Raw genomic sequence first — 22,297 nt, 5'->3', positions numbered from 1 at the left:
AAGCAACAGGCCTATGAAGAAATCTACAGATATATTGAGTTTTTTTACAACCGTAAACGGATCCACAGTGCACTGGGGTACTTGTCACCAGTCCGGTACGCTGCAAAATTTAATAAGAGAAAAGCGGCATAAATGATGTCTACTTTCTTGACAGAGGTCCACTTTTCCCGTTATAACATCCCGACAACGCGATTTTTTAAGATTTGATGGAGCTTTTCCCTCTATTTTCGGATTATCCATACGTTTAACGGGAAGAGGTTTATCGCCAACTGGGCAAGAAAAACAAAAAACGGCCAAACCCTTAACGGGCTTAACCGTATATCGTGCAATAATAGGACAGTTAGATGTTCTCCATACTTGGCCTACTATTCTCATAAATGTTACGCACTGAGCCGCCAGAAGGCGGCGACTGCCGTTTCACCTGGATTCCATGACGTAAGCGAGCAGCAGCGCCGCCGTATTAATGACGGCTTCCTTATGCGTGCGCTCCATGCTGTGCGACGCATGAACGCCGGGTCCGAGCAGCGCCGCTCGGATGTTGCTTCCCCCGCGTAACGCGGCCGTGGCGTCGGAGCCGTACTGCGGATAGATATCGACCGCATAAGGCAGCCCTTCGCGCTTTGCAAGCTCGATCAGGCGGGTCGTCATGCCGTAATCGTAAGGCCCGCCGGAGTCCTTGGCGCAGATCGACACATGCCGCTCGGAGCCGGATAGATCATCGCCAAGCGCTCCCATGTCGACTGCCAGCAGCTCCGTAATGTCGGGCGGGATGTAGGCGTTGCCATGGCCGACCTCCTCATACGTAGAGATGATCAGCTTCAGCGTATGCTTCGGCGTTCTCCCCTCCCGCTTCAGCCATTCCATAAGTCCGAACAATGCCGCTACGCTTGCTTTGTCATCGAGATGCCTCGACTTGATCCAGCCGTTATCCAGCACCCTCGTGCGAGGATCCCAGGAGATAAAGTCGCCGACGGAGATACCGAGCTTCTCTGTTTCCTCCTTCGACTTCACGGATTCGTCGATCCGGATTTCCATATGGGCTTCCTCGCGCTTTAAGTCGCGCGCATCCGAATAGACATGAACCGATGGCTTCGTCGTCAGCGCGGTTCCTTCGTACTTGCGTCCATCCCTCGTATGAATGAGGCAATATTCGCCTTCCACGCTGTTCATCGAATAACCGCCGATCGGTGTAAAGCGAAGCATGCCGTTCGGCTTGATCGACCGCACCATAGCGCCGAGCGTATCGACATGCGCGGAGATGCCGATTACAGTCGACTCGTCTTCGCCCGGTATTGTAATGATGCCCACGCCTTTGGGCGTCAGCTCCATTTCATACCCGAGTCTCCTCGCCTCTTCTCCCACATCATTCATAATCTCCATACAATAACCGCTTGGGCTTGGAATACCAAGAAGCTTTTCAAGCTGCCGCACCATATATTCTCCGTCTAAACTTGGGTTTAGCGAATTCGTCATAGGCTCGCTCCTTCCTCTTATCAGCCTCCATTGTATCGCCACGATCTGAAGGACGCAAATCTACGCTCACAAGTGGGATCGGATACGTTATAATGACGGAAGATAGAGTGCCGCAGAGAAGCGGCCTATGCCAAAGAGGGGGGTATCCAGGCTAGATGCAAAGCACGATGTTCCACCTGACCACAGCACGCTTTGAAGTGTTATCCCCAAATATCCAGAGGGAGATCTATCAAGAATATTACCGATACGTATACCCCAATATTATTTATATGGTACAAGATCATGCGACGACGGAGGACATTATCCAGAACGCGTTTATGAAAATCATTCGGAACGTGCCGCAAGCTGAGAGCGAAGCGCAGCTCAAAGGCTGGATGAAGGTCGTCGTCAAAAACGAAATCTATAATTATTTTCGAAAACATAAAAAAAATCGCAACGTAATCGATTCTGACAGTGTTTATATTAAAGAAAATGCAGAACTGGCAACCGATTCCTCTGCGCTGGAGGACGAGATCGAAATCAAGCTGATGGCGGAGGAGCTCTCCTCCTGCCTGACGGAGCTCAAGCCGGAATACCGCGCGCTGATCGAGCTAAGGTGGAAGCAGCAGCTCAGCTACAAGGAAATGGCTGCCGAGCTCGATACGACGGAGGACAAAGTGAAGTACAAGTTATACAAGGCCAGAGAAGCGATGAAAAAACATTTTTCGAAAAGATGGGGGGAATAGAATGAATCGCGAGGAATTCGATCAATTATTCGATCAAGCCTTCGACGAAGCTGCGCACAGCTCCCAGCTTGTACCCGACCCCGGGCCTTCCTGGGCCAGAATTCAGAAGAAATTGGCCCGAAGGGCCGCAATAAAACGCCGTTTAAAGCTTGTACCTTATATCGCCGCCTCCTTCCTGCTGGGAGCCTACCTGTTCGGAACACCCGCCGTAACCACTGCCTTCAAGCCCGTCATCGAAGCGGTTGCCACAATCAAGGACGGGGTCCTGGAAATGACAATCGGACAACCGAAGGCAAGCGGCACGCTTCCCAAAACGGCTCCCCCTCCCGGCATTGCGGAGGATGGCGGATCGAATAAGACCGACGGTCAGGATCTTTCGTACCGCAGTACAACTCCCATTCGACATGATACGCTTAAGGCAGCGGCGAAGCATCTGAATTTCGCATTGCCGAGTATCGGTCATGTTCCGGAGTCGTTTACGCTTACCGAAATAATATCCTACCGCCATCAAGATTCGAACAAAGGCGATCAATTGTCGCTTCTGTACGAACGGGAGTCGGGGGAGAGCGGTCTATATCGCATTTCCATCCGAAAGTTGGAAAAAGATCAGCGAATGAAGCTTTCATCGGACGACCCCGACATTGAATCGGAAATGACCACCATTAACGGATACGAGGCTTTTCTCCAAATCACCAACGAAGGATATGCGAGCCTTCAGTATTTCGCTAACGATCTGCTTGTCAATATTTTCGGCATTTTGGACCAGGAAGTGATCATGGAGATCGGCAGCAATATTCAATGGCGTTAGCTAAAAATAGACAAGCCTCACGAAAAAATTTCGTGAGGCTTCCAAACGATCGGCCAGCCAAAGTTGTCCCAGGGCAGACGATGCTTCGGGGCAGTCCTTTTGTTAACTAGCTAGAACCGTGACCGAATATTCGATTTCGGATTCATTAACGCTGCCATGCGTGACGTAATGCGTGACTTTGGCCCTGTAGTAATAACCTGTGCTTACCACCTTGTCGACATAATCGCTCAAATAACTCGTATTGCTGGCCGTACGCGTTGTCGATGAGCCGACGTCAATCCAGGCCGTTCCCGTATAACGCTGCAATTGGACCGTCGCGCCTATAGTGGTCACGCTGCTCTTCGACGAAGTCGTTACCGAGATGCGCATAGATCCGGTATTATCCTGTACAGCAATCGACGACCCGAGCAAATAAGTATACCCGGTATAGAGCGCAAGCGGCTGAATCATGTCGGGCGGCGGCGCTGTGAGCGGTTTTGTTTCCCCATTGTCCGCTAAAACAGCTTGTCCACCTGCCATAAGCGTAACGAGCATGACCAGGATTAGGAAAAACGACTTACGAAGACCCTTTGTTACCATGTTTACCATCCCTCTCTCTTATGAGAATAGTCCTACAATGGTAAAACACCGCAATCATGGTTTAGGTTGTTAAAATTGCAAAAAATATTTTATTTCATTTCTCTGATTAATGATGAAATAAAAAATCCCGGAGCAACCTCTGTCTCCCTCTTCTCCGTAAATCCAAAACGCTTGTACAATGCGATCGCGGGAGCGTTCTCCCTGCCTGTGCTCACGGTCGCACGGTCCGGCGCCTCCTGCTCCAATACATGCTCCAACAGCTTCGTTGCGATGCCCCTTCGAAAGGCTGAAGGATGGACGACCAGTCGGCATATGTCGAGCTCCGGCCCCGATTTTTCATAAGCAATAAGTCCCAGCAGATTTTCCCCTTCGCGATATCCGACAAAAGTTTCGTTGCATGCCATAATATCCGCGACGGTGTCCCGCAGAGCGGGAATGCCGTCGAATCCGAGCAGTTCCGCCTCTATCCGATAAGCAGGAAGCTGTACGTCCAGAATAGCGGCAGCGATCGTTGAATTCCCGTGCTCAAGCTGATGAATCATAGTCGTTACTCCAGACCGTGTTGCTCCCGAATATTATACAGTCCCTGGATCAGAATCTCTGCCGGATCGCGGTTCAGCAGATGATGCGTAATCAGAACATGCAGCGGAATGGCGCATACGTTGTTGCCATCTTTTATCGACGGGAATCCCGCTTCGAATACAGGGCCGTGTTCGGGTACGAAGCCCAAGCCCGCATGAACCTGCTCGGGAGCGAATTCCTCGCGTACGGCCTCAATACAATGCGGGACAAGCGTTTTGTCGATCAACGCCTTCGTCTCTTCTTCGCCCGTCGGCGGATTCGGCAGTCCTTTGCCGCCTTCCTGCTTCATCATCTCGAAGAAGAAGGAAGACAGCCACTGCGCCGGGTCATTGCCCGATTGGAATCTCTGAATCAGCTCCTGCAGGAAAAATCCGCATGCGTACACGCTCTTTGATGCATCCCGCACTTGGAATACAAAGATCGGCCCGTATCGCTCCTGATTGACGATCTGGCCAGCAACCTCTTCGAAAAACATTTTTAATGCCGTCATGCCGTTACGATATACGGCTTTGAGCAGCTCTACCATCTTTTCGTTGTTGTCATTTGTTTGATTGTCATTGCCGGACGCTTGTGTTTCCGGCTCGGTCGTCTCTTTAGACATGTCAGCATCACCCACTACCATCATATCACTACCGGGCCGCATTGCTCCAGTCCTCATTCTCGAGGCGGCTTGTTATATCCTTTCTCGCCATATGGCTGAAGCTTTTGAAGCCATGGCTTCTCCAACTGCTTCAACGCCCACTTTATATCCGTAATGTCGCTTGCATCCTTCTGTTCCAGAATGTCGAACGCGAACGCCGCTTCCCCCAGCTCGCGCCAATCCTTCTGCAGTTCGAGATTCTTGAACCTCCCCATCTCAAGCTGCGTTTTTATGCTCGGCCATTTATTTTTGAGATTAGGGTAACTGGCAATATACAACTTGCCGCTCTCCTTATTTTTGATTTGCACGACGCCCATATAGGTTTTCATTTCCTTATATGCTTCCTGCAATTCCTTCCGCCTATTCCGATCCATTTGAGTTCCCAGCCTCCTTACTTATCCTTCTCATATCGCATTTCAGATTTAGTAATTTAGTAATTTAGTAAATTACTCGTTTATTATAAAACGACTTCCTCTCATCGTCAATCCATCAATCTTTAGATGATCGCTCAACTCCTGGTTGAATTTTCGAAAAGCTCAATTTACAGGTTATTGTTCCGGGGATCCTTCTCGCCTACAATGAGAACAAAGCAAAAGAAGGAGCGTACAGCATGAAGGAAATGTTGGCGAGAAACATCAGTATATACCGTAAAGAAAGAGGCTTGACGCAAGAGGAGCTGGCCCGGAGACTCGGCCTGTCGTTCCAGGCTGTGTCCAAGTGGGAAAACGCTCAATCCATGCCGGATGTGGCCCTGCTGCCGGAGCTGTCGAGGACGCTTCAGGTCAGCATTGACAAGCTGCTGGGTTACGCCTTGCAGGAGAAATCGATTACGATCTACGAGGAAGAATATCAATCGGGAGACTATTATTGGGGGACGGAGCCGAATGCGGCTTGCTACGAGGTGCTAAAAGCGATGCCTCCGGTAAAAAGGCTTAAGCTGCTGGATATTGGCTGCGGCGAAGGGAAAGATGCCGTTTTCTTTGCGCGGAACGGATACGATGTATCCGCGTTCGATGTGACGGACGCCGGCATCGGCAAGACGAAACGTCTCGCCGAGCAGGCAGGCGTCCAAGTAAATGTGTTCAAAGCCGACATTCTGGATTACCGCCTGAATGCGCACTACGACATTCTGTACTCCAGCGGCGTGCTCCATTATATAAAGCCGGACTTCAGAGAGGATATCTTCGACAATTACAAACGTTTCACGAGTCCAAACGGCATGCACTGCTTTAACGTGTTTGTCGACAAGCCGTTTATTGCGCCTCCGCCCGAGAAGGAGCCTTACGCCTACAAATGGCATTCCGGCGAGCTGTTGTCCCACTACCGCGATTGGTATATCGAAGACAGCTCCGAGACTGTGTTCGACTGCAACTCGTCAGGCATTCCCCATCAACATGCGATGTCAACGATCATCGCGAAGAAAGTCGCGGCTCTCTCCTCTCTTTAGAACGGATTCGGAATTAGCAGCGATTGCCCAAGCTTGATCGTTCCGGAGACGCCGTCGATTCCGTTGCTCTTGGCAATCGCGGCCACGTAATCCGACTGTTTATAATACTTGGCGGAGATACTTTGCAGAGTGTCTCCTTCTTTCACTTGATACGAACGCTGTCCGGAAGGCATGGGGATACTAAGCGTCCTGCCTTTCTTAATTTCCGTGGTTCCCGTCAAGCCATTAACCTGCATCAGGATGCCGATATAATTGCTCTGGCTAAAATATTTGCCGGCGATGGCAAACAAAGTGTCGCCTTTGGCCACGGTATAATGATCCAGCACAAGGGGATCCTTCAGCTTCAGCCTTGCGCCCACTTTTAGCTTGGCCTTGGGATCGAGACCGTTCTGCTTCGCTACCTTAACGTAGTCGCTTGTCAAATAATGCCGCTTCGATATGCCGTATAACGTATCCCCGGCCTTGACCCCGTAATAAATGCTAATCCCCGCATCGGCCTGCCCGCTCTTCGCTTGAACGAAACTCGGCGACGATGCAAGCGCGAGTACAGCCAGACTAATGACCCATTTTCGCATTCTCGTCATCCTTCATCACACCTTCTGCCATAATATTTGGGGCTCACTGCTTTCGCCGCCATACGGCAAGAATCCTTTAAATTTCGCAAGCGTCCCGGGAAAATAATCCAATCGTAACAGGCTGCCCGGACACGTCCGCAAAACTCGGGGCGTAAGGACTGCGTCCCGAGCCTCCCAATCAATCCGCACTTAAAAGAAAAGAGCGGACAGACGTCGGAGACGTCTGCCCGCTTATATTTCACTGCCTTGATCATCAATGGATTATTCCAAGTCGTTCATAAACAGCTTGTTGGATTGCGAAAAAATGGATGGCTTCAGCCTGTCCAGCTCATACTTTAGCAAAGCTTGTTCCTTTAACGTATGCTCGCACAGCGCCTTCACGGTATCGAGCTTGGCGTCGGTCATCTGGAGAATGCCTAAAATATCTTCAGCCTGTGCCTCTTCCATTCGATCGAGCTGAGCCTGCATGGAGTCAAACCGAGTATCCATCGTCTGAAAGCGGTGCTTCATTTCACCATCCAACTCATCCAAACGGTTATCCATGACTTGGAACCGAGCTTCGAACTTTTGATCCATTGCTTCGAATCTCTGATCCATTGCTTCGAACCTCTGATCCATTGCTTCAAACCTCTGATCCATTGCTTCAAACCTGACATCCACTTTGTCGAACTTGTCCATGACTTGCTCGGTTAAGGTGACCAACAACGATTCGATTCGAGTGAGCTGCTCCGACATGACCCTGACCTCCATTCTGCGATTGGATTCAGTATACCATAATTCGACCTTTTTTTGTCAATAAAAAAGGGAACAAACGTTCTGTTTAATAGTTTGTGGAGGATCGTTCTCCCTGCAGCATTCCCCTCATATCCGCACCGGAAGGACTTTGGAAGATACGAAGACCGAACTCGGGCGCCACGGCAAAAATATGATCAAAAATGTCGGATTGCAAGCCTTCATAGACCGCCCATGCCGTATCGTTAGAGAACGCGTAAATTTCAAGCGGCAGTCCATGTTCCCCTGGCTCCAATTGTCGAACCATACGGGTCAAGCCTTTGTGCACCTTAGGATGCTCTTCGATGTAACGCTGCAAATAAGCCCGAAATACGCCGATGTTCGTAAGAGCTCTTCCGTTTACCCTGTTCGCCGTATCGATCTCATGCTCCTCGTTATAGTGTCGGATTTCCCGTTCCTTGTCGAGGATATAGTCGCTTAATAGATGAATGCCCTTGAACTTTTCCAGCATCTCCGGCGTGCAGAAGCCGATGCTGGCGGCGTCGATATGGACGGAACGTTTAATGCGGCGGCCGCCGGATGCTTGCATCCCCCTCCAGTTAATGAAGGAATCCGAGATCAAGGCGTAAGTGGGAATCGTCGTAATCGTTTTGTCCCAATTTTGCACTTTGACGGTGTTCAGGGAGATGTCCAAAACGTCTCCGTCCGCTCCGTATTTCGGCATGCTGATCCAATCGCCCACGCGTACCATGTCGTTGGAGGTGAGCTGGACGCCGGCCACGAGTCCCAGGATGGAATCCTTGAAGATGAGCATGACAACAGCCGATAAGGCGCCGATTCCGCTAAGCAGAATAATCGGGCTTTCGCCGATCAGACTCGAGATGACCAGAATGCCTCCGACAATGAAGACGACGATTTTGACCACTTGAATGTAACCTCGGATCGGTCTCATTTTGGAAATATCGTAAGTGGTGTATACGTCGTTCAGCATATCCAATAGGGCATCTAAGACGATTAACATAACGACGACCATATAAATCATGACGCCTTTAGCAATCAAATGCTGATAGGTCGGGAAGCTGAATGAGAAATAATAAATAATGATGGCCGGAACAATGTGCGAAAGCTTATGGATGACTCTTCGTTCCAGCAAAAAACGTCTCCACTGAAGCTTGCTCTTGCCTACATAAGGCGTGATGACGCGAAGCACGACCTTCTTGGTCAGCCAATTGGCCAACATGCAGATCAGCGCGATCCCCGCAATCGTGATAATCGTCGCGAGATAACTCGCCATCTTCTTCTGAATGCCTAAATCAATGAGAAAATCGAGAATGTATGACATGTTTGCCTCCTTACTGCTTGAACGTTCTAATCTGGTTGCGCGAAGCACTCGGCTCATCGATGCCGTATCGTTTTATCCTAACGAAACCTGCCTTCCGCGTCAATTCGGCCAGGCTCTCGGCAAAAGAGCATACAAAAAAGCGACACGAGGATTTCCCCCATGCCGCCGTCGTATTCAAAACCTAAACCTCAACCAGCTCGACAACCGCTCCCGCGCGAAGCGTATTGCCGATGGTGCAAGCCCGCTCCGTCACCGACTTCAGCTTCTCCTTGTAAGCCCCGTCCAGACCGGAAGGAAGAGTTACCGTAACTTTGAAATCGCTGAAGCGATTGCTTTTATCCTCCGGCTTCGTCGCCGAAACTTCGATAAGGATTTCGTTGCGGTCATAGTCGACGCCATCGTAATCCATGATTTTCTGCAGAGAAATGGATACGCATAACGCCAGCGATGCTTCCAGCAGCTCCCGCGGCGACAGCCCCTCCGAGTTGGGAGACCGGCTGCCGATTAATTGAAGTCCGGCATCGTTAAAAATGTGATCTTGACCGTCGGTTACTTTGATCGTTGTCATCGTTACTCTCTCCCATTGTGTATGATTAGTCCGCTCAAGCCAGATGGCAGGCTACCCGTCGCCCCTCGCCAAGCTCCCGCAGCTCCGGCACCTCGCTCCGGCAGGTCTCGGTCGCATGCGGGCATCGCGTATGGAACACGCACCCCGACGGCGGCGAAAGCGGGGAAGGAATTTCCCCTTGCAGAATAACGCGCTTCTTCAGCGTCTTGCGCGCAAAGTCGGGCACGGCGGAGAACAAGGCCCGGGTGTAAGGGTGAAGCGGCCGATCGAACAGCGCTTCCGTCGGAGCCTCTTCCACGATTCGGCCCAAGTACATAATCCCGATCCGGTCGGAAATATAACGAACCACGCCGATGTCGTGCGTGATGAAGAGGAGCGTCAGTCCAAGCTCCCTCTGCAGGTCGCGCAGCATGTTCAGAATTTGCGATTGAATGGAGACGTCGAGCGCGGACACCGGTTCGTCGCAAATCATCAGCTTGGGATTCAGGATCAAGGCACGGGCCAGTCCCAGCCGCTGGCGCTGGCCGCCCGAAAACTCATGCGGATACCGGTAATAATGCTCCGGCTGGAGCCCCACGGTACGCAGAATGTCGAAGACTCGCCGGCGTCGCTCCGCCTTGTCTCCTAGCTTATGAATGATAAGCGGTTCTTCCAGAATCGAGCCGATCCGCTTGCGAGGATTCAGCGATGAATACGTGTCCTGGAATACCAGCTGGATCTCCTTGCGAAGTTTGTTCATCTCGGCCTTGGACAGCTCGACCAGATTCCGATCCCTGTAACGGACCTGTCCGCCCGTAGGGGGGAGAAGTCCCAGCACCGTTCTTCCCGTCGTGCTTTTACCCGAGCCGGATTCTCCTACCAAGCCGTAAGTCTCCCCTTCGTGCAAACGGAACGATACGTCGGTCACCGCATGGACGTGCGAGCTCGTTCCCAGCCACTTCCCGAACGGCCCGTAGACGGGGAACTTCTTCTCCAGGCCTTGCACATCCAGAAGAACCTTCGGTTCGACCGCGCCGTTATCGACCATGGTCAGCCGCCTCCCCTCTCCAGCCTTCGGCAATGGCTTCGTAATGCCAGCACTTCACGCCGTGATCGCTTCGGTGCTGCCGCAAAGGGGGCTCCGTCTCGCGGCACTTCACGTCCGCGTAAGGACAACGCGTGGAGAAGCCGCAGCCCTTCGGCGCGTTCGCCAGCGAAGGCACGGAACCCTCGATGACATGGAGCTTCTCCCGTCTGTCTCCGTCCAATCTGGGGATGGACGCGATCAGCCCTTGCGTGTACGGATGCAGCGGAGACTCGAAAAGCCGTTCCGTCGTCGTTTCTTCGACGATCTGCCCCAGATACATCACCTTGACTCCGGTGCAGATCTCCGCGACGACGCCCAGATCGTGCGTAATGAATAACACGCCCATCCCCAGCCGCTCGTTCAGCGATACGATCAAATCCAATATTTGGGCTTGTATCGTGACGTCGAGCGCCGTCGTTGGTTCGTCGGCGATCAGCAGGCGCGGCTCGCAGGAGAGAGCCATCGCGATCATGGCCCGCTGCTGCATCCCGCCAGAAAGCTCGTGAGGATATTCGTCGACGCGGACTTCCGGCGAAGGTATGCCCGTCAGACGCAGCATGTCGATCGTTCTCTGCCGGGCTTGCTTCTTGGACAGTCCCTGATGCAGACGGATGACTTCCCCGATCTGTTCTCCGATCGTGTACACCGGATTAAGCGAGGCCTGCGGATCCTGAAAGACGATCGCGATGTCGTTGCCGCGAACGGCTCTCAGCTCCGCCGGGGACAGCCGCAGCAAATCCCTTCCGTCGAACAGGACCTCCCCCTCGTAGCTGATGTCGTCGGTATGGTCCAGCAGCCGGACGATGGATTGCGACATGACGCTTTTCCCGCAGCCGGACTCTCCGACGATTCCTATAATTTCGCCTTGCTCCACGGAGAAGCTTACGCCGTTAACGGCGGTTACTTTGCCGCGCTCCGTATGGAAGTGGGTTTTCAGTTGATTGATGGCAAGCAGCGGCGTCGGCATGCGTCCCCTCTCCTTTGTCCGCTCGCGCGGTTTAAGTTCGTTTCCCCTTCACCCGGGGGTCCAGCCAATCCCTCAGCCCGTCGCCAAGCAGATTGAGGCTCAGCACCGACAGCACGATGATGGCGCCGGGGAAGACGACCATCCACCAAGCCTTGTAAATGACGAGCTTGCTCGCTTGAAGGATGTTGCCCCAGCTCGGCTCGGGAGCCGGAACGCCCGCGCCCAGGAAGCTGAGCGCGGCCTCCGAGATAATGGCTTCCGCGAATACAAAGGAAGCCTGCACCAGCAGCGGCGACAGCGTATTGGGCACGATATGACGCCAGATGATTCGAAGATCGCCCGCTCCTTGCGCGCGCATGGCTTCAATATAGGTCTGTTCCTTAACGATGAGCGCGCTCGACCTTACAACCCGGGCGATATTGGGCGTAAACACGATCGTGAGCGCGATGACCACGTTCAGCGCCGACGCCCCCAGCGCCGCCATAAGCGCAATCGCGAGCAGAATGCCGGGAATGGCCACCAGGCCGTCGCAGATGCGCATCAGCACGTGGTCCAGCGTTTTGTAATAGGCGGCATAAACGCCGATCAGCAATCCCAGCAGCGAAGACAGCAACGCCACGACAAGCCCTACGCCGATCGACACTCTCGCGCCGTACATCAGGCGAGTGAGAAGATCGCGGCCAAACTCGTCCGTCCCCAGCAGATGAGTGCCGCTTGGCGCGTTAAGCCGCTCCGTCACTTTCATATCGTAAGGACCATAGGACGTCAGCCATGGCGCGAACAACGCCAGCGCCGCCAGCAGAAGGAAGATCGCGGCTCCCGCGACGAACGCCGGGCTGCCGCCGATTCTGCGGATGGCCAAGGACCTCTGCTCCCTGCGCATCGCTCTGCTCAATTCCGCCATAGATGTCTTGCTTTCCGTCGTCTCCAGTTGCTTCTCCCCCTATTTGCGGTCCAGCCGCACGCGAGGATCCACGGCGCCGTACAGCAAATCGATGATCAGATTAATGCCCACGTACAGGAGCGTCGCGACCAGCACGACGCCTTGAATAACCGAATAATCCCTGCGCGCGATGGAATTCAGGATCAATTGGCCGAGACCCGGAATGTTGAAGATGCTCTCCACCACAACGGCGCCCGTGACCAAAGTGCCGAACGTTTGACCCAGCACGGTCAGGATGGGCAGGAACGCGTTGCGGAACGCATGCTTGAGCAACACGCCGGACTCCCTTAAGCCTTTGGATCGCGCCGTCTTGATATAATTCAAATTCAGCACGTCAAGCATGGAAGAACGGGTCATGCGCGTAATGAGCGCCGCCTGGATCGTCCCGAGAGACAGTCCCGGCAAGATCAGATGTTTCACATGCTCCCAGAATCCCGCGCTCAGCTCCTTGTATCCCGCGACCGGCAACCATTGCAGATGGACGCCGAAGAGCAGCATCAGGAACAACCCCAGCAAAAAACCGGGAACGGCCATGCCGAGCAAGGAGATGCCCATAAGCGTGAAATCGGCGGCGGTGCCCCGTTTGTACGCGGCCCATATGCCGAAAGGAATCGCCAGCGCGATGGCGATGAATTGGGCGATAATCGCCAGCGAAAGCGTGGGACCGGCATGCTCCCGGATCGCCTGCGCGACGGACTGGTTCATGAAGATGGAATTCCCCAAGTCGCCTCTGAGCACTTTTCCGACCCAACTGACGTATTGCAAGGCGATGGGACGGTCGAGTCCGAGCTCCTGGTTGAGCTCGGCGATCTCCTCCCCGGATGCCTCCAATCCAAGAATGGATGCGGCCGGTCCCCCGGGCGTCACGTGGATGATCAGAAACAGCGCGATCGTGACGACGAACAGGACAGGAACGAGCGACAACAACCTTTTAGCGACGTAAGCCAGCACTTGATTCCCTCATTTGCGCTTTAATGAACGGCAGAGGGCGTTCCAGCCGCCGGCGACTTCGAACACCCTCTTCCCGACTTTATTGTTCCAGCTTGGCGTTCCATACGACCGGAGCCTCGAACAATTCGAAGCCTTCCAGCGCCTTGTTGACGGCCACGATGCCGTTGTAATGTCCGATAACGGTCGAAGACGCGATTTCGTAGAGATAACCTTGCAGCTTCTCCCATTCCTGTTTTGCCGCTTCCTGCGTCGCCGCGCTGCGAATGTCCTTTAGCGCCTGCTTCACGGTGTCGTCGTTCAAGCCCGCCCAGTCGGGGTTAACCGCGAGCAGCTGCGGAGGCGTCAATTGATAGCCCGTGCTTGCTACGAAAATATCCCACTTCGTCCGGTCGTCCTTTGTCTCCAGGAAGGTAGGGAAATCGAAGTTCTCTACCTTGACGTTCACGCCGATCTGGCGCAGTTGCTCCTGGATGACGAGAGTTGCCGTGTACATCTCGTTATAATCCTTCGTCGTCAGCAAAGTGATTTCTTCGCCGTTATAGCCCGCTTCGGCCAATAGCTGCTTGGCTTTCTCCGGATTCGACTGGTTGTAGTATTCCGCTCCGGCCTCGTTCGACCACGAAGTTTGGTTTGTATTCAGGTAACCCGGCGCCAGCGAATACAGTTCCGGCTTGGCAAAGCTCGCCAACAGGATTTCTTCGTTGTTGAATGCGGCCAGAAGCGCTTGGCGGATCTTCACGTCGGCCAGCAGACCTTCCGATGTGTTGAAGAACGCCGTCAGCGCGCCGCCCGGGAAGGACTGCAGCTCCAGATCCTCGACCGCAGCAAGCTCGTCGTAGCTCTCCAGCGGAATGCTGTCGGCTACGTCGTACTGGCCCGTCTTAACCCCCGCGATCCTCGTGGCATGATCCGTCACGAAGTGGAAGTACAGGTTCTCCGTCGGAGCTTCCTTCTTGCCCGCGAAGCCGCTTGCTTCGCCTTCTGGCGATTGGTAATCCGCGTATTTGACCAGATGAATATATTGGTCCTGCTTCCACTCCTGGAATTTGTAAGGACCCGTGCCCACGTATTCGGTGATGCCCTCCGCAGGCGCGTTATCGATGATTTCCTTCGTCGTGATCGACGGGAACTGGGCTTGCGACGCGATCAGAATGAGTACGTCGGAAGTAGCCGTCTCCACCGTCAGCTTCACCGTATGCGGATCAACCTCTTCGAACTTGGCATTCGTCAACAGCACCTTCGCGCGGGAAGATGTCGTCAGCCAACGGTTCATCGACGCGACCACGTCTTCGGCGAGCAGCTCCTTGCCGTTATGGAACTTGATTCCCTGGCGGAGAGGGAATGTATACGTCAAACCATCCTCGCTGATTTCCACCGACTCCGCAAGAACGGGAACGGGCTCGTAATTCGCGTTCAGCGTGTACAATTGTTCGAAAATATTCCCTGCCGTATCGAGCGCCACCGCGGATACCGTCATGGCCGTATCCAATGTCGGAGGCTGCGCCGTCAATGCAACGTTAATCGAATCGCGATATGTTTTCTCCTCCGGCGCCGCCGTCGCTTCCGACTGCTGACCTCCGTTTGCGGCCGTGGCCGAAGGAGATGGTGTGTTTTCTTTGGAGCAAGCCGTTGCGATTGCCAGCAACAAGACCACCGTTAATACTTGCACCCATCTTTTTCTGTTCTTCGTCATTCTTCTGTCAACCCCGATCCTATGTGAGATAACCTATTTCATCCGAAAAAGCTAAAACCAATAATTCATAGCTGTTTTGTTGGATTAGTAGATAGATGAAATCGTAATACACGATATAGATCTTGTCAACGACGGAATTTTCGATAGTATTGGCTCAAATATAATCATTTTAGAACTAAATTAAACTTAATTTCATAATGGAATTAATGAGACAATGCGAATGATTCACTTTGTTGATAATTCACATAGATAATGGGATTCTTGTATCATTCTATCTAATTGGCTTGACAAGATGTGGATTCGATCGTGATATGTTTTATGGACTTCTTTCCGTTTTGAAAGTAACCCGACCCAATCGCGCAAACGTGTTAACCTTTTCCATAATCATGACCATTTCGTGAATGCTCTCCAATGACTGTTGCTCCAACCAAAAAGAGGCCGGACGACGTTAACCTCCGACGGCTACTGAGTAACTACTAAGTAAGTGTCGAAGTCCTTTCTTCCCCTCAATAAAGAGTCTTATCTTTATTCATTTTACCTATAAGATCATTCCGAATAACTATTTCCCCCTAGCCATAAGCAGGCAGATAATAAGAGACATCAAAGACGGAAAGGATGAGCAAATATGGAGCAAGCGGAGAAGGGCCAGGCATGGGATGCCAAACATTACGACGATCGAATCGGATTCGTATCGAGGCTGGGTAAAGGACTAATCGAGCTGCTAAAGCCGGAGCAAGGAGAACGTATCATCGATCTTGGCTGCGGAACGGGAGATCTTGCGCAAGAGATCGCGAATACCGGCGCGGCTTGCGTCGGTCTCGACTACTCGGAGGATATGATTAAAGCCGCCAGGAGCAAATACCCCGAACTGTCGTTCCGCGTAGCCGACGGGGAGCAGTTCCGATTAGAGGCGGGCGAACAGCCGTACGATGCCGTATTCTCGAATGCTGCGTTGCATTGGATGCTGAAACCGCAGGAAGTGATCTCCTCCGTATGGCAAGCGCTTCGGCCAGGCGGTAGATTCGTCGCCGAATTCGGAGGCAGCGGCAATGTCGGTACCATTATTGCGGCTCTGACGACGCAACTGGAGCTGGCTCGCGTGGATTGGAGGGCTCGGTTTCCGTGGTATTTCCCCACAGTTGGCGAATACGCCCCACTGCTGGAGAACCAAGGCTTCGAGGTTCGTTACGCGGAGCTGTATGATCGTCCTACCCCGCTCGGCAGCGGCGATGAAGGCATGCGCAATTGGCTGCGCGCCTTCGCGGGACCGCTGCTGCAAGGCTTTCGGGAAGAAGAGCGGAACGCCATTATTACGCGATGCGTTAATGATCTTGCCCCTCATCTGTTCCGCGACGGCGAATGGATCGCCGACTACCGGCGCATCCGGATTGCAGCCGTGAAGAGATAGCGGGTTCATAGCGGAAGGCAGACGGATGCTGTCAGGAATTCGGCTTGGACAACCGATAGAATTCCCGATAGAGCTGGAGCAGCTCCGCCTCCTTAACGGCGATCAGACTGGATATTTCTTGCATGCTGAGGCGGATGTCCTCTTCATCTTGTTCCGCCTCCGCGCCTTGCTCCGAATGCTCTGGATGCTCCGGTTGCTCCAGCTCGCCGGCTTCTTCAAGGGATGTCTCCAGCTCCTCTTCATCGCCCGCCTCCAGCACGAAGCCGAAGGTCTCAAGCACCCACCTGTCCGCCGCTTTCCTGCCGTATTCCCGGTAGATGCCCGCATATCTCTCCAGGGTCGCATTCACGGTTTGCCTACGCTCCCAGCCCAGGATCGACATGGCGTCCTTGGCTCGCGAGACGGCCAACATGAGCTGGAAGTCGTTCAGCTTCCCCCGCAAACGCTCGATATGATCAATTTCATTAATCAGAATGGGATACACGTTAGAGAACTCTACCGCCTCCAACACCATTTCTTCTTCTGTCACTATTACAGGTTCCATTACTGTTCATCCCCTCTATCGGTCGTCACGGACAAGCCCCCTATACCATTCGCGCCTGCTTGACGAATTGGGACTGACCGTTTCTGGTTGTCGTTCTGTCAAAGAATAAACAGCGTTAAGCCGATGGCGAAATCATATACTTCCCTAAAAAAAACGGCACGGCAAACGCTCCCGTACCGGTCTGGCAGGTTCCGCCCATAAACCTAATGGACAAAATCATTAGCATCTAACGTATTTGCGTTTAAAGCCAATCTGCCCCTTGTCGATCGCCTTCTGAATATTGGCTGGCGCCTGAAGAATTTTGCTTTTGCCATTGTCCAGTTGGACCTCCACGGGATCCACCGATTTGGCTGTCTCAAAAGCCTGTTTATGGAGCGGTTTGTACGACACGGCGACCGTATACAGGAAATTGCTCATCGAATATTGGGCCCTGGCAGGCGCCTCGTGTATAGTCTTGCTTACCTGTTCAAGCAGGCCCTCCAGCTTGCTCCGGGAGAACTCGCTGTCCGGTCGGCTGCCCAGCAGCCAGCAATAGCAGCTCCAGCCCGCCGACATCCGCAGCTCGTCGCCGCTCGCGATCCACTTGTCCGCCACTTCCTGCGCGATGTCGGTCTCCGCCAGCGTGACCGCAACTACGTAGTCGCCAACCATATAGAAATACGCGCTGTCCATCCAGCGATCGAAATCCGCTTCGGTCATTGCTTTGGGATCCGCAATGACGCCGGCGAAGTACATGGCGTCGTAATTGCCCGTGTCATACAACTCGTCCGCCAATGCTTGATTCTGCTTGATCTTTCTCTTGATGGGCTTCATCTCGCCCGTGGCAACGCCGAACAACGGTTCATGCGCGCCGTTGGACATATAGATTTTTTTGGTGCGCTCCTTGCCAAGCGCTTCGAGCTCTTGCATAACCGATTCCAGATTCATGTATGGACACTTCCTTTCGGATCATTGTGGGGAAAAGCATGTACTAAAAAACTTAACAGGTTCAATTGAATAGTTCAAGCTATGGCCCGCCCTCCGACTATTGCGGATGAAGAAAACAATCGAAATGTGATACACTTTGGTTCAGAAGAGGAGGAATCCATCTTGCCAACAGTAACGGAGTTAACCAAATATGCCGATCTGATCGTCCGCACCGCCGTCCATATTGCGCCGGGACAGACGCTCTGGATCAACGCGCCCATCCATGTGCCGGAGCTGGTCCGCCTCGTCGTAAAACGGGCTTACGAGGTTGGAGCCAAGCAAGTGCACGTGGAGTGGCGCGACGAGGAAGTAACCAAGCTGCACTACAGCCTCGCACCGGACGCGGCGTTCGAGCAATATCCCGCCTGGCGGGCGCAGGCCATGACGGACTTGGCCGAGGCAGGCGATGCCTACCTGCTCATCCACTCGGAGGACCCCGAGCTGCTAAAAGGCGTCGATCCCGGACGGATAGCGAACTACTCCCGCATCTCTTCCGCGGCGCTTTCTACTTTCAGGTCGTACATGTCGTCGAAGCGCATGACCTGGTCCATCGTTGCCGTCCCTTCGGAGGGTTGGGCCAGGCTCGTCTACCCGCAGCTTGAACCGAATGAAGCCGTTGAAACGTTATGGGAGGCCATTCTCCGAATCGTTCGCGTGGACGAGGACGATCCCGTCGCGGCATGGGAGAGGCATAACAACGAGCTGCTTGCGAAGCGGGCTTATCTGGACGCCAAACAATACAAGCAGCTCCATTACCGGGGGCCGGGCACGGATCTGGTCATCGGATTGCCGGAGCGGCATCGCTGGAACGGCGGCATTTCCTGGAACGAGAAGGGCGCTGCCTTTAATCCCAACGTGCCCACCGAGGAAGTCTATACCGCGCCGCTTCGAACCGGCACGAACGGCTTCGTGCGAAGCACCAAACCTCTGAGCTATCAAGGGAAGCTGATCGAAAATTTCAGCTTGACCTTCGAGCAAGGACGGGTCGTTCATTTTGAAGCGGAGAAGGGTTATGAGGTACTGATGACGATGCTGGATCTGGACGGCCAATCTCGTTATCTGGGAGAAGCTGCGCTGGTGCCGCATCATTCTCCGATCTCGAATTCCGGCTTGATTTTCTTCAATACGCTGTTCGACGAGAATGCCTCCAACCATCTGGCTCTCGGCAATGCGTATCCTACTTGCATCGAAGGCGGCGCCTCCATGTCGCGCGAAGAGCTAGAGCAAGCAGGGCTGAACCAGAGCATTCTGCACGTCGACTTCATGATCGGCTCGGCTGATATGGACATCGACGGCATTACGGCGGACGGCGTGCGGGAGCCCGTGTTCCGCAATGGCAACTGGGCGTTCTAGCTTTCGAACGATTCTGCGGGTCGGCAGCCACGCGTCGGACTTTTCCGGTGCGTGGTTTTTTCGTCCCTCTCGCCCTTCTTATCGCCTCGTTCAACTGCCCCTGAAGATCAGCATCTCCGTCAGCAGCTCCAGCTGCGCTTCTACCGAGACGGGGTCGAAGTAGGCGAATTGTTCCTTGCCCAACTCGAATACCCGGTCCCCTCGTACCGCCGCTAGCCCGTTCCAGAGATCGCGGTCCCGCATAAGCCCGATGCCCTCGCCTTCATTTACGACGAACAAATAGCGGGAGGACTCCGCATATTCGGGCAGCCGGTCGATGGGGAGGCCTTGAACGATCTGCGTGCCGCTCTCGATCAGTTGGCGCACCTTCGCCGGCGCCGCAAGCCCGAGCCCCCTGTAGACCGCCCAACCGCTACGCCCGTAGTTGTCGCCAAAGACGGAGAACTGGCTGCCTCCGCCCTCCAACCGGATGATCGTGGCCGGGAAGTCGCCGCCCGTTATACCGGCTTCCGTTAAAGCGGCCCGCGCCTTCTCAGCTTTCAATTCGTAACGGGCGACGAACTGCTCCGCCGCCTGCGGACGATCGATCAGCTCGCCGACCAGCCGGATATCCTCGTAGATGCCGCGTTTGCCGTCATACGGAATGATGACGGTGGGCGCAATCTTGGAGAACTGTCCGTAATATTGCGAATGGGTGTCGTTCATCAGAATGAGATCGGGCTCGAGCCCGGCTATCTTCTCCAGGGAGGGCTGCGCTCCCACGTCGACGATGTCCCGCTCCTGCTCCTTCAGGAACTCGCTGCCTCCCCACCAGGTCAGGTTCGCGCCTACCGGCTTGACGCCCATCGACATTAGAATGCCGGCATAATAGAGTGCAACGATTCTCAGTTCGCGGCGACGCTTGGCCACAAAATGTTTGGGCGCCATCCCTACCATTTGCTTAAACCGCCTGCTGAAGTAATACACGTCCTGGAATCCTGCATTGCGAGCGATCGTGTTCAAATCGTCGTTCGAGACGAGCAGCCGCTTCTTCGCTTCGTTCATCCGAAGCTCCGTCATATAATCGACGGGACTGCGACCGGTGAGCTCCTTGAACAGGTACGTGTATTGCCTAACCCCGATGTTAGCCAGCTGAGCCAGTTGCTTCACGCTCGCGATACGCGTGATGTCCTCATGCAGCTTGTCGATGCTCCCGCTCACGGCGCTTCGGGGATTCCGCTCCGACTGCCCGTCATTGCGCTCGCACAAATAATAGAGCAGCTCCTGCAGGCGAATATGCTGCCGGTAGCCTTCCAACCCCGTCTTATGCTCGCGGTGCCGGTACAGCTCCTCAAGCATGGAGGCCCATTGGCCGAATGGCTGCACGTGAAGCTTGTCTTCCAGTCGCAAAATCTCTTCCTCCGCATCCGGCTCCTTCAAGCCGATCCCCTGCTCCTCCGTGCTCGCGATTCGTTCGATGCGGAACGCCAGACGGTAGAAGGCCAGCCCTTCGGATTCCGCGCCGTCCACTTCCAACAGAGCGCCGGGCGCGGCCAGGAAACAATGTCCTTTGATCAGCCTGATGCGTTTGCCGTCGATCCTCCCCGCTCCCCTGCCCTGCATGACCGCGATCAGCGAATAATGATGGACGAACAACTTCTGAGACAAATTCTCGGGGGAACACGCCCGGTAATCCATATCCACGAACGTGAACAAATGGGACCGAAAGGATAGCTCAATATGTTTCATGGAGAGCGGATCAACTCCTCGTCGGATACAATGAGAACAATTATCAAATATCTGTTAGCCTCCATTGTAACCTCACCGGGCGCTCCTATCAACCTCGGGCACTTGCAAAAAGAAGCCCTCGTCCGCCGGAATGACGGAGCAAGGACTTCTTCTAAGCAAAGACTTCTTCTAAGCAAGGACGGACATCCGCCGGGACGGATGCGATTACTTACGAATGCTCTAGCAAAAGCTCGGTAATCAGATCAAGCTGGGCTTCGATAGAAATAGGGTCGAAATAAAAATATTGTTTTCCGTCCAGCTCGATCGCTTTGTTATTCTTGACGGCCGGGATGGTCTTCCATGTGTCGCTGTCCTTCACGAGCTCCAAGCCTTCGCCCTCATTGGAAACCAGAATATAGTCCGCGTCCGCTACATATTCCGGCAAAAGCTCCATCGACAACTGCTGAACGATTTGGGCGTTCTGATCGTTCAGTTCCTTCTCGATGCGGGCCGGCAGCTTCAGATTAAGCCCGCGATAGACAGACCATCCGCCGCGTCCGTAATTGTATCCGAAGATGGCGAATTGGCTGCCCTTGCCCTCGATTCGAATGATGGCGACCTTGGCGTTCTCGTCGATTTTGCCTGCGATCTTCTCTCTGGCAGCCGCCGCTTTCTCCTCGAATTTCTTCAGCAGCTCCTCGCCCGCTTCCGGTTTGCCGAGCACTTCGCCCAGCAGCTTCGCATCGTCGTAGGTGCTGTTTGCCGCATCGTAAGGGATGAGCACGGATGGAGCGATTTTGGCATATTGGTCGTAGTCCTCGACGTTGTTGCTGTTCATGATAATGAGATCGGGGTCCAGCGCCGCTACCGCTTCCAGCGACGGAGGGCCTCCTACGTCCACGATACCGTCCGACTCCAGTTCCTGCAGGAACGGGCTTCCGCCCCACCAGGTCAAGTTCGCCCCGACCGGCTTCATATCGAACGCCAGCAAGAGATGATGATAATACAGCGCGACGATGCGCTTCGGCTCCGCCGGAATCTCGACATCCCCGTTGACCGTGCTAACCACGCGTGTCTCCGCCTTCTTCTCGCCGTCTCCGTTTCCGCCGCAAGCGCTAAGCGCCGTTACGATTAACGTTAGCGCGACCCCCAATAATACATGCTTCATTCTGTGTACTTGCATTTTTAAACCCTCCAACGTGATAATAGTTCTCATTATCATCCATTA

At 53.8% G+C, this 22,297-nt stretch carries 24 protein-coding genes; 6 read left to right on the top strand and 18 right to left on the bottom strand.

The window, feature by feature from the left end; all coding sequences use genetic code 11:
• Nucleotides 1-132, top strand: a 132-nt coding sequence (locus B1748_RS38150; protein ID WP_143810434.1) for an IS3 family transposase, incomplete at its 5' end; no start/stop codon positions are given.
• Between the two features lie 285 nt (nucleotides 133-417).
• Here B1748_RS38150 and B1748_RS33095 read toward each other — a convergent pair.
• Nucleotides 418-1,473, bottom strand: coding sequence for a M42 family metallopeptidase (locus tag B1748_RS33095; RefSeq protein WP_087572245.1), 1,056 nt, complete (start codon nucleotides 1,471-1,473; stop codon nucleotides 418-420).
• A 155-nt stretch (nucleotides 1,474-1,628) separates the two neighbouring features.
• Between B1748_RS33095 and B1748_RS33090 the strand changes: the two genes are divergently transcribed.
• Entirely contained in the window at nucleotides 1,629-2,198 is a 570-nt protein-coding gene (locus B1748_RS33090) for an RNA polymerase sigma factor (protein ID WP_087572244.1), read from the top strand.
• Nucleotide 2,199: 1 nt separating this feature from the next.
• Nucleotides 2,200-3,006, top strand: a complete 807-nt coding sequence (locus tag B1748_RS33085; protein WP_087572243.1) for a DUF4367 domain-containing protein — start codon at nucleotides 2,200-2,202, stop codon at nucleotides 3,004-3,006.
• A gap of 102 nt (nucleotides 3,007-3,108) precedes the next feature.
• On the opposite strand, the gene B1748_RS33080 is transcribed toward B1748_RS33085, so the two are convergent.
• The 4 genes from B1748_RS33080 to B1748_RS33065 all read right to left on the bottom strand — a co-directional run bounded on the left by B1748_RS33080 (nucleotide 3,109) and on the right by B1748_RS33065 (nucleotide 5,181).
• Entirely contained in the window at nucleotides 3,109-3,585 is a 477-nt protein-coding gene (locus B1748_RS33080; RefSeq protein ID WP_087572242.1) for a hypothetical protein, read from the bottom strand.
• An 89-nt stretch (nucleotides 3,586-3,674) separates the two neighbouring features.
• Entirely contained in the window at nucleotides 3,675-4,127 is a 453-nt protein-coding gene (locus tag B1748_RS33075) for a GNAT family N-acetyltransferase (protein ID WP_087572241.1), read from the bottom strand.
• A 5-nt stretch (nucleotides 4,128-4,132) separates the two neighbouring features.
• Nucleotides 4,133-4,768 (bottom strand): hypothetical protein, encoded by a 636-nt coding sequence (locus tag B1748_RS33070; protein WP_087572240.1) that lies wholly within the window; start codon nucleotides 4,766-4,768, stop codon nucleotides 4,133-4,135.
• Nucleotides 4,769-4,821: 53 nt separating this feature from the next.
• The gene (locus tag B1748_RS33065; RefSeq protein WP_087572239.1) at nucleotides 4,822-5,181 is read right to left on the bottom strand and encodes a GIY-YIG nuclease family protein; all 360 of its coding nucleotides are present in this window, start codon (nucleotides 5,179-5,181) and stop codon (nucleotides 4,822-4,824) included.
• A 236-nt stretch (nucleotides 5,182-5,417) separates the two neighbouring features.
• Here B1748_RS33065 and B1748_RS33060 point away from each other — a divergent pair, with 236 nt between their 5' ends.
• Complete coding sequence (locus B1748_RS33060) at nucleotides 5,418-6,254, top strand: helix-turn-helix domain-containing protein (RefSeq protein WP_087572238.1); 837 nt, start codon at nucleotides 5,418-5,420, stop codon at nucleotides 6,252-6,254.
• Here B1748_RS33060 and B1748_RS33055 read toward each other — a convergent pair.
• The 9 genes from B1748_RS33055 to B1748_RS33015 form a co-directional block, all read right to left on the bottom strand.
• Nucleotides 6,251-6,838, bottom strand: a complete 588-nt coding sequence (locus tag B1748_RS33055) for a LysM peptidoglycan-binding domain-containing protein (protein ID WP_087572237.1) — start codon at nucleotides 6,836-6,838, stop codon at nucleotides 6,251-6,253. The genes B1748_RS33060 and B1748_RS33055 overlap by 4 nt on opposite strands.
• A 252-nt stretch (nucleotides 6,839-7,090) precedes the next feature.
• Nucleotides 7,091-7,564 carry a hypothetical protein gene (locus B1748_RS33050; protein ID WP_087572236.1) on the bottom strand — a complete coding sequence of 158 codons (474 nt, stop codon included), beginning with the start codon at nucleotides 7,562-7,564 and terminating at the stop codon, nucleotides 7,091-7,093.
• 85 nt (nucleotides 7,565-7,649) lie between these two features.
• Nucleotides 7,650-8,903, bottom strand: coding sequence for a mechanosensitive ion channel family protein (locus B1748_RS33045; RefSeq protein ID WP_087572235.1), 1,254 nt, complete (start codon nucleotides 8,901-8,903; stop codon nucleotides 7,650-7,652).
• 181 nt (nucleotides 8,904-9,084) lie between these two features.
• Nucleotides 9,085-9,471: an OsmC family protein gene (locus B1748_RS33040; protein WP_087572234.1), complete on the bottom strand. Its 387-nt coding sequence runs from the start codon at nucleotides 9,469-9,471 to the stop codon at nucleotides 9,085-9,087.
• Nucleotides 9,472-9,505: 34 nt separating this feature from the next.
• Nucleotides 9,506-10,498: an ABC transporter ATP-binding protein gene (locus B1748_RS33035; RefSeq protein ID WP_087572233.1), complete on the bottom strand. Its 993-nt coding sequence runs from the start codon at nucleotides 10,496-10,498 to the stop codon at nucleotides 9,506-9,508.
• Nucleotides 10,488-11,504 (bottom strand): ABC transporter ATP-binding protein, encoded by a 1,017-nt coding sequence (locus tag B1748_RS33030; protein ID WP_087572232.1) that lies wholly within the window; start codon nucleotides 11,502-11,504, stop codon nucleotides 10,488-10,490. The genes B1748_RS33035 and B1748_RS33030 overlap by 11 nt, the downstream gene beginning before the upstream one ends.
• Before the next feature lie 31 nt (nucleotides 11,505-11,535).
• Nucleotides 11,536-12,408, bottom strand: coding sequence for an ABC transporter permease (locus tag B1748_RS33025; protein WP_087572231.1), 873 nt, complete (start codon nucleotides 12,406-12,408; stop codon nucleotides 11,536-11,538).
• A gap of 39 nt (nucleotides 12,409-12,447) precedes the next feature.
• Entirely contained in the window at nucleotides 12,448-13,398 is a 951-nt protein-coding gene (locus B1748_RS33020; RefSeq protein WP_087572230.1) for an ABC transporter permease, read from the bottom strand.
• Between the two features lie 79 nt (nucleotides 13,399-13,477).
• Nucleotides 13,478-15,091, bottom strand: coding sequence for an ABC transporter substrate-binding protein (locus B1748_RS33015; RefSeq protein WP_087572229.1), 1,614 nt, complete (start codon nucleotides 15,089-15,091; stop codon nucleotides 13,478-13,480).
• Nucleotides 15,092-15,716: 625 nt separating this feature from the next.
• On the opposite strand from B1748_RS33015, the gene B1748_RS33010 reads away from it, so the two are divergent.
• The gene (locus B1748_RS33010) at nucleotides 15,717-16,499 is read left to right on the top strand and encodes a class I SAM-dependent methyltransferase (RefSeq protein ID WP_087572228.1); all 783 of its coding nucleotides are present in this window, start codon (nucleotides 15,717-15,719) and stop codon (nucleotides 16,497-16,499) included.
• A gap of 31 nt (nucleotides 16,500-16,530) precedes the next feature.
• Here the strand turns inward: B1748_RS33010 and B1748_RS33005 are convergent, their stop codons facing one another.
• Nucleotides 16,531-17,043 (bottom strand): hypothetical protein, encoded by a 513-nt coding sequence (locus tag B1748_RS33005; RefSeq protein WP_087572227.1) that lies wholly within the window; start codon nucleotides 17,041-17,043, stop codon nucleotides 16,531-16,533.
• Nucleotides 17,044-17,262: 219 nt separating this feature from the next.
• Nucleotides 17,263-17,970 carry a DNA alkylation repair protein gene (locus B1748_RS33000; protein WP_087572226.1) on the bottom strand — a complete coding sequence of 236 codons (708 nt, stop codon included), beginning with the start codon at nucleotides 17,968-17,970 and terminating at the stop codon, nucleotides 17,263-17,265.
• A 162-nt stretch (nucleotides 17,971-18,132) separates the two neighbouring features.
• Here B1748_RS33000 and B1748_RS32995 point away from each other — a divergent pair, with 162 nt between their 5' ends.
• On the top strand, nucleotides 18,133-19,362 hold the full coding sequence (locus tag B1748_RS32995) for an aminopeptidase (RefSeq protein ID WP_256976095.1): 1,230 nt from the start codon (nucleotides 18,133-18,135) through the stop codon (nucleotides 19,360-19,362).
• Between the two features lie 90 nt (nucleotides 19,363-19,452).
• Here B1748_RS32995 and B1748_RS32990 read toward each other — a convergent pair whose 3' ends face one another.
• Nucleotides 19,453-21,090 carry an AraC family transcriptional regulator gene (locus B1748_RS32990; protein WP_087572224.1) on the bottom strand — a complete coding sequence of 546 codons (1,638 nt, stop codon included), beginning with the start codon at nucleotides 21,088-21,090 and terminating at the stop codon, nucleotides 19,453-19,455.
• A 208-nt stretch (nucleotides 21,091-21,298) separates the two neighbouring features.
• Nucleotides 21,299-22,252, bottom strand: a complete 954-nt coding sequence (locus B1748_RS32985) for an ABC transporter substrate-binding protein (RefSeq protein ID WP_179215949.1) — start codon at nucleotides 22,250-22,252, stop codon at nucleotides 21,299-21,301.
• Nucleotides 22,253-22,297: the final 45 nt, after the last annotated feature.

Source organism: Paenibacillus sp. MY03, from assembly GCF_002165585.1.
GTDB lineage: Bacteria > Bacillota > Bacilli > Paenibacillales > Paenibacillaceae > Pristimantibacillus > Pristimantibacillus agaridevorans.
The sequence above is the reverse complement of the archived record's forward strand: the minus strand, read 5'-3'. Positions and strand labels throughout refer to the sequence as shown.

Coding starts and splice junctions, on each gene's coding strand:
- B1748_RS33095 (WP_087572245.1), bottom strand. CDS start 1,473: ATGACGAATTCGCTAAACCCAAGTTTAGACGGAGAATATATGGTGCGG.
- B1748_RS33090 (WP_087572244.1), top strand. CDS start 1,629: ATGCAAAGCACGATGTTCCACCTGACCACAGCACGCTTTGAAGTGTTA.
- B1748_RS33085 (WP_087572243.1), top strand. CDS start 2,200: ATGAATCGCGAGGAATTCGATCAATTATTCGATCAAGCCTTCGACGAA.
- B1748_RS33080 (WP_087572242.1), bottom strand. CDS start 3,585: ATGGTAACAAAGGGTCTTCGTAAGTCGTTTTTCCTAATCCTGGTCATG.
- B1748_RS33075 (WP_087572241.1), bottom strand. CDS start 4,127: ATGATTCATCAGCTTGAGCACGGGAATTCAACGATCGCTGCCGCTATT.
- B1748_RS33070 (WP_087572240.1), bottom strand. CDS start 4,768: ATGTCTAAAGAGACGACCGAGCCGGAAACACAAGCGTCCGGCAATGAC.
- B1748_RS33065 (WP_087572239.1), bottom strand. CDS start 5,181: ATGGATCGGAATAGGCGGAAGGAATTGCAGGAAGCATATAAGGAAATG.
- B1748_RS33060 (WP_087572238.1), top strand. CDS start 5,418: ATGAAGGAAATGTTGGCGAGAAACATCAGTATATACCGTAAAGAAAGA.
- B1748_RS33055 (WP_087572237.1), bottom strand. CDS start 6,838: ATGACGAGAATGCGAAAATGGGTCATTAGTCTGGCTGTACTCGCGCTT.
- B1748_RS33050 (WP_087572236.1), bottom strand. CDS start 7,564: ATGTCGGAGCAGCTCACTCGAATCGAATCGTTGTTGGTCACCTTAACC.
- B1748_RS33045 (WP_087572235.1), bottom strand. CDS start 8,903: ATGTCATACATTCTCGATTTTCTCATTGATTTAGGCATTCAGAAGAAG.
- B1748_RS33040 (WP_087572234.1), bottom strand. CDS start 9,471: ATGACAACGATCAAAGTAACCGACGGTCAAGATCACATTTTTAACGAT.
- B1748_RS33035 (WP_087572233.1), bottom strand. CDS start 10,498: ATGGTCGATAACGGCGCGGTCGAACCGAAGGTTCTTCTGGATGTGCAA.
- B1748_RS33030 (WP_087572232.1), bottom strand. CDS start 11,504: ATGCCGACGCCGCTGCTTGCCATCAATCAACTGAAAACCCACTTCCAT.
- B1748_RS33025 (WP_087572231.1), bottom strand. CDS start 12,408: ATGGCGGAATTGAGCAGAGCGATGCGCAGGGAGCAGAGGTCCTTGGCC.
- B1748_RS33015 (WP_087572229.1), bottom strand. CDS start 15,091: ATGACGAAGAACAGAAAAAGATGGGTGCAAGTATTAACGGTGGTCTTG.
- B1748_RS33010 (WP_087572228.1), top strand. CDS start 15,717: ATGGAGCAAGCGGAGAAGGGCCAGGCATGGGATGCCAAACATTACGAC.
- B1748_RS33005 (WP_087572227.1), bottom strand. CDS start 17,043: ATGGAACCTGTAATAGTGACAGAAGAAGAAATGGTGTTGGAGGCGGTA.
- B1748_RS33000 (WP_087572226.1), bottom strand. CDS start 17,970: ATGAATCTGGAATCGGTTATGCAAGAGCTCGAAGCGCTTGGCAAGGAG.
- B1748_RS32990 (WP_087572224.1), bottom strand. CDS start 21,090: ATGAAACATATTGAGCTATCCTTTCGGTCCCATTTGTTCACGTTCGTG.
- B1748_RS32985 (WP_179215949.1), bottom strand. CDS start 22,252: ATGCAAGTACACAGAATGAAGCATGTATTATTGGGGGTCGCGCTAACG.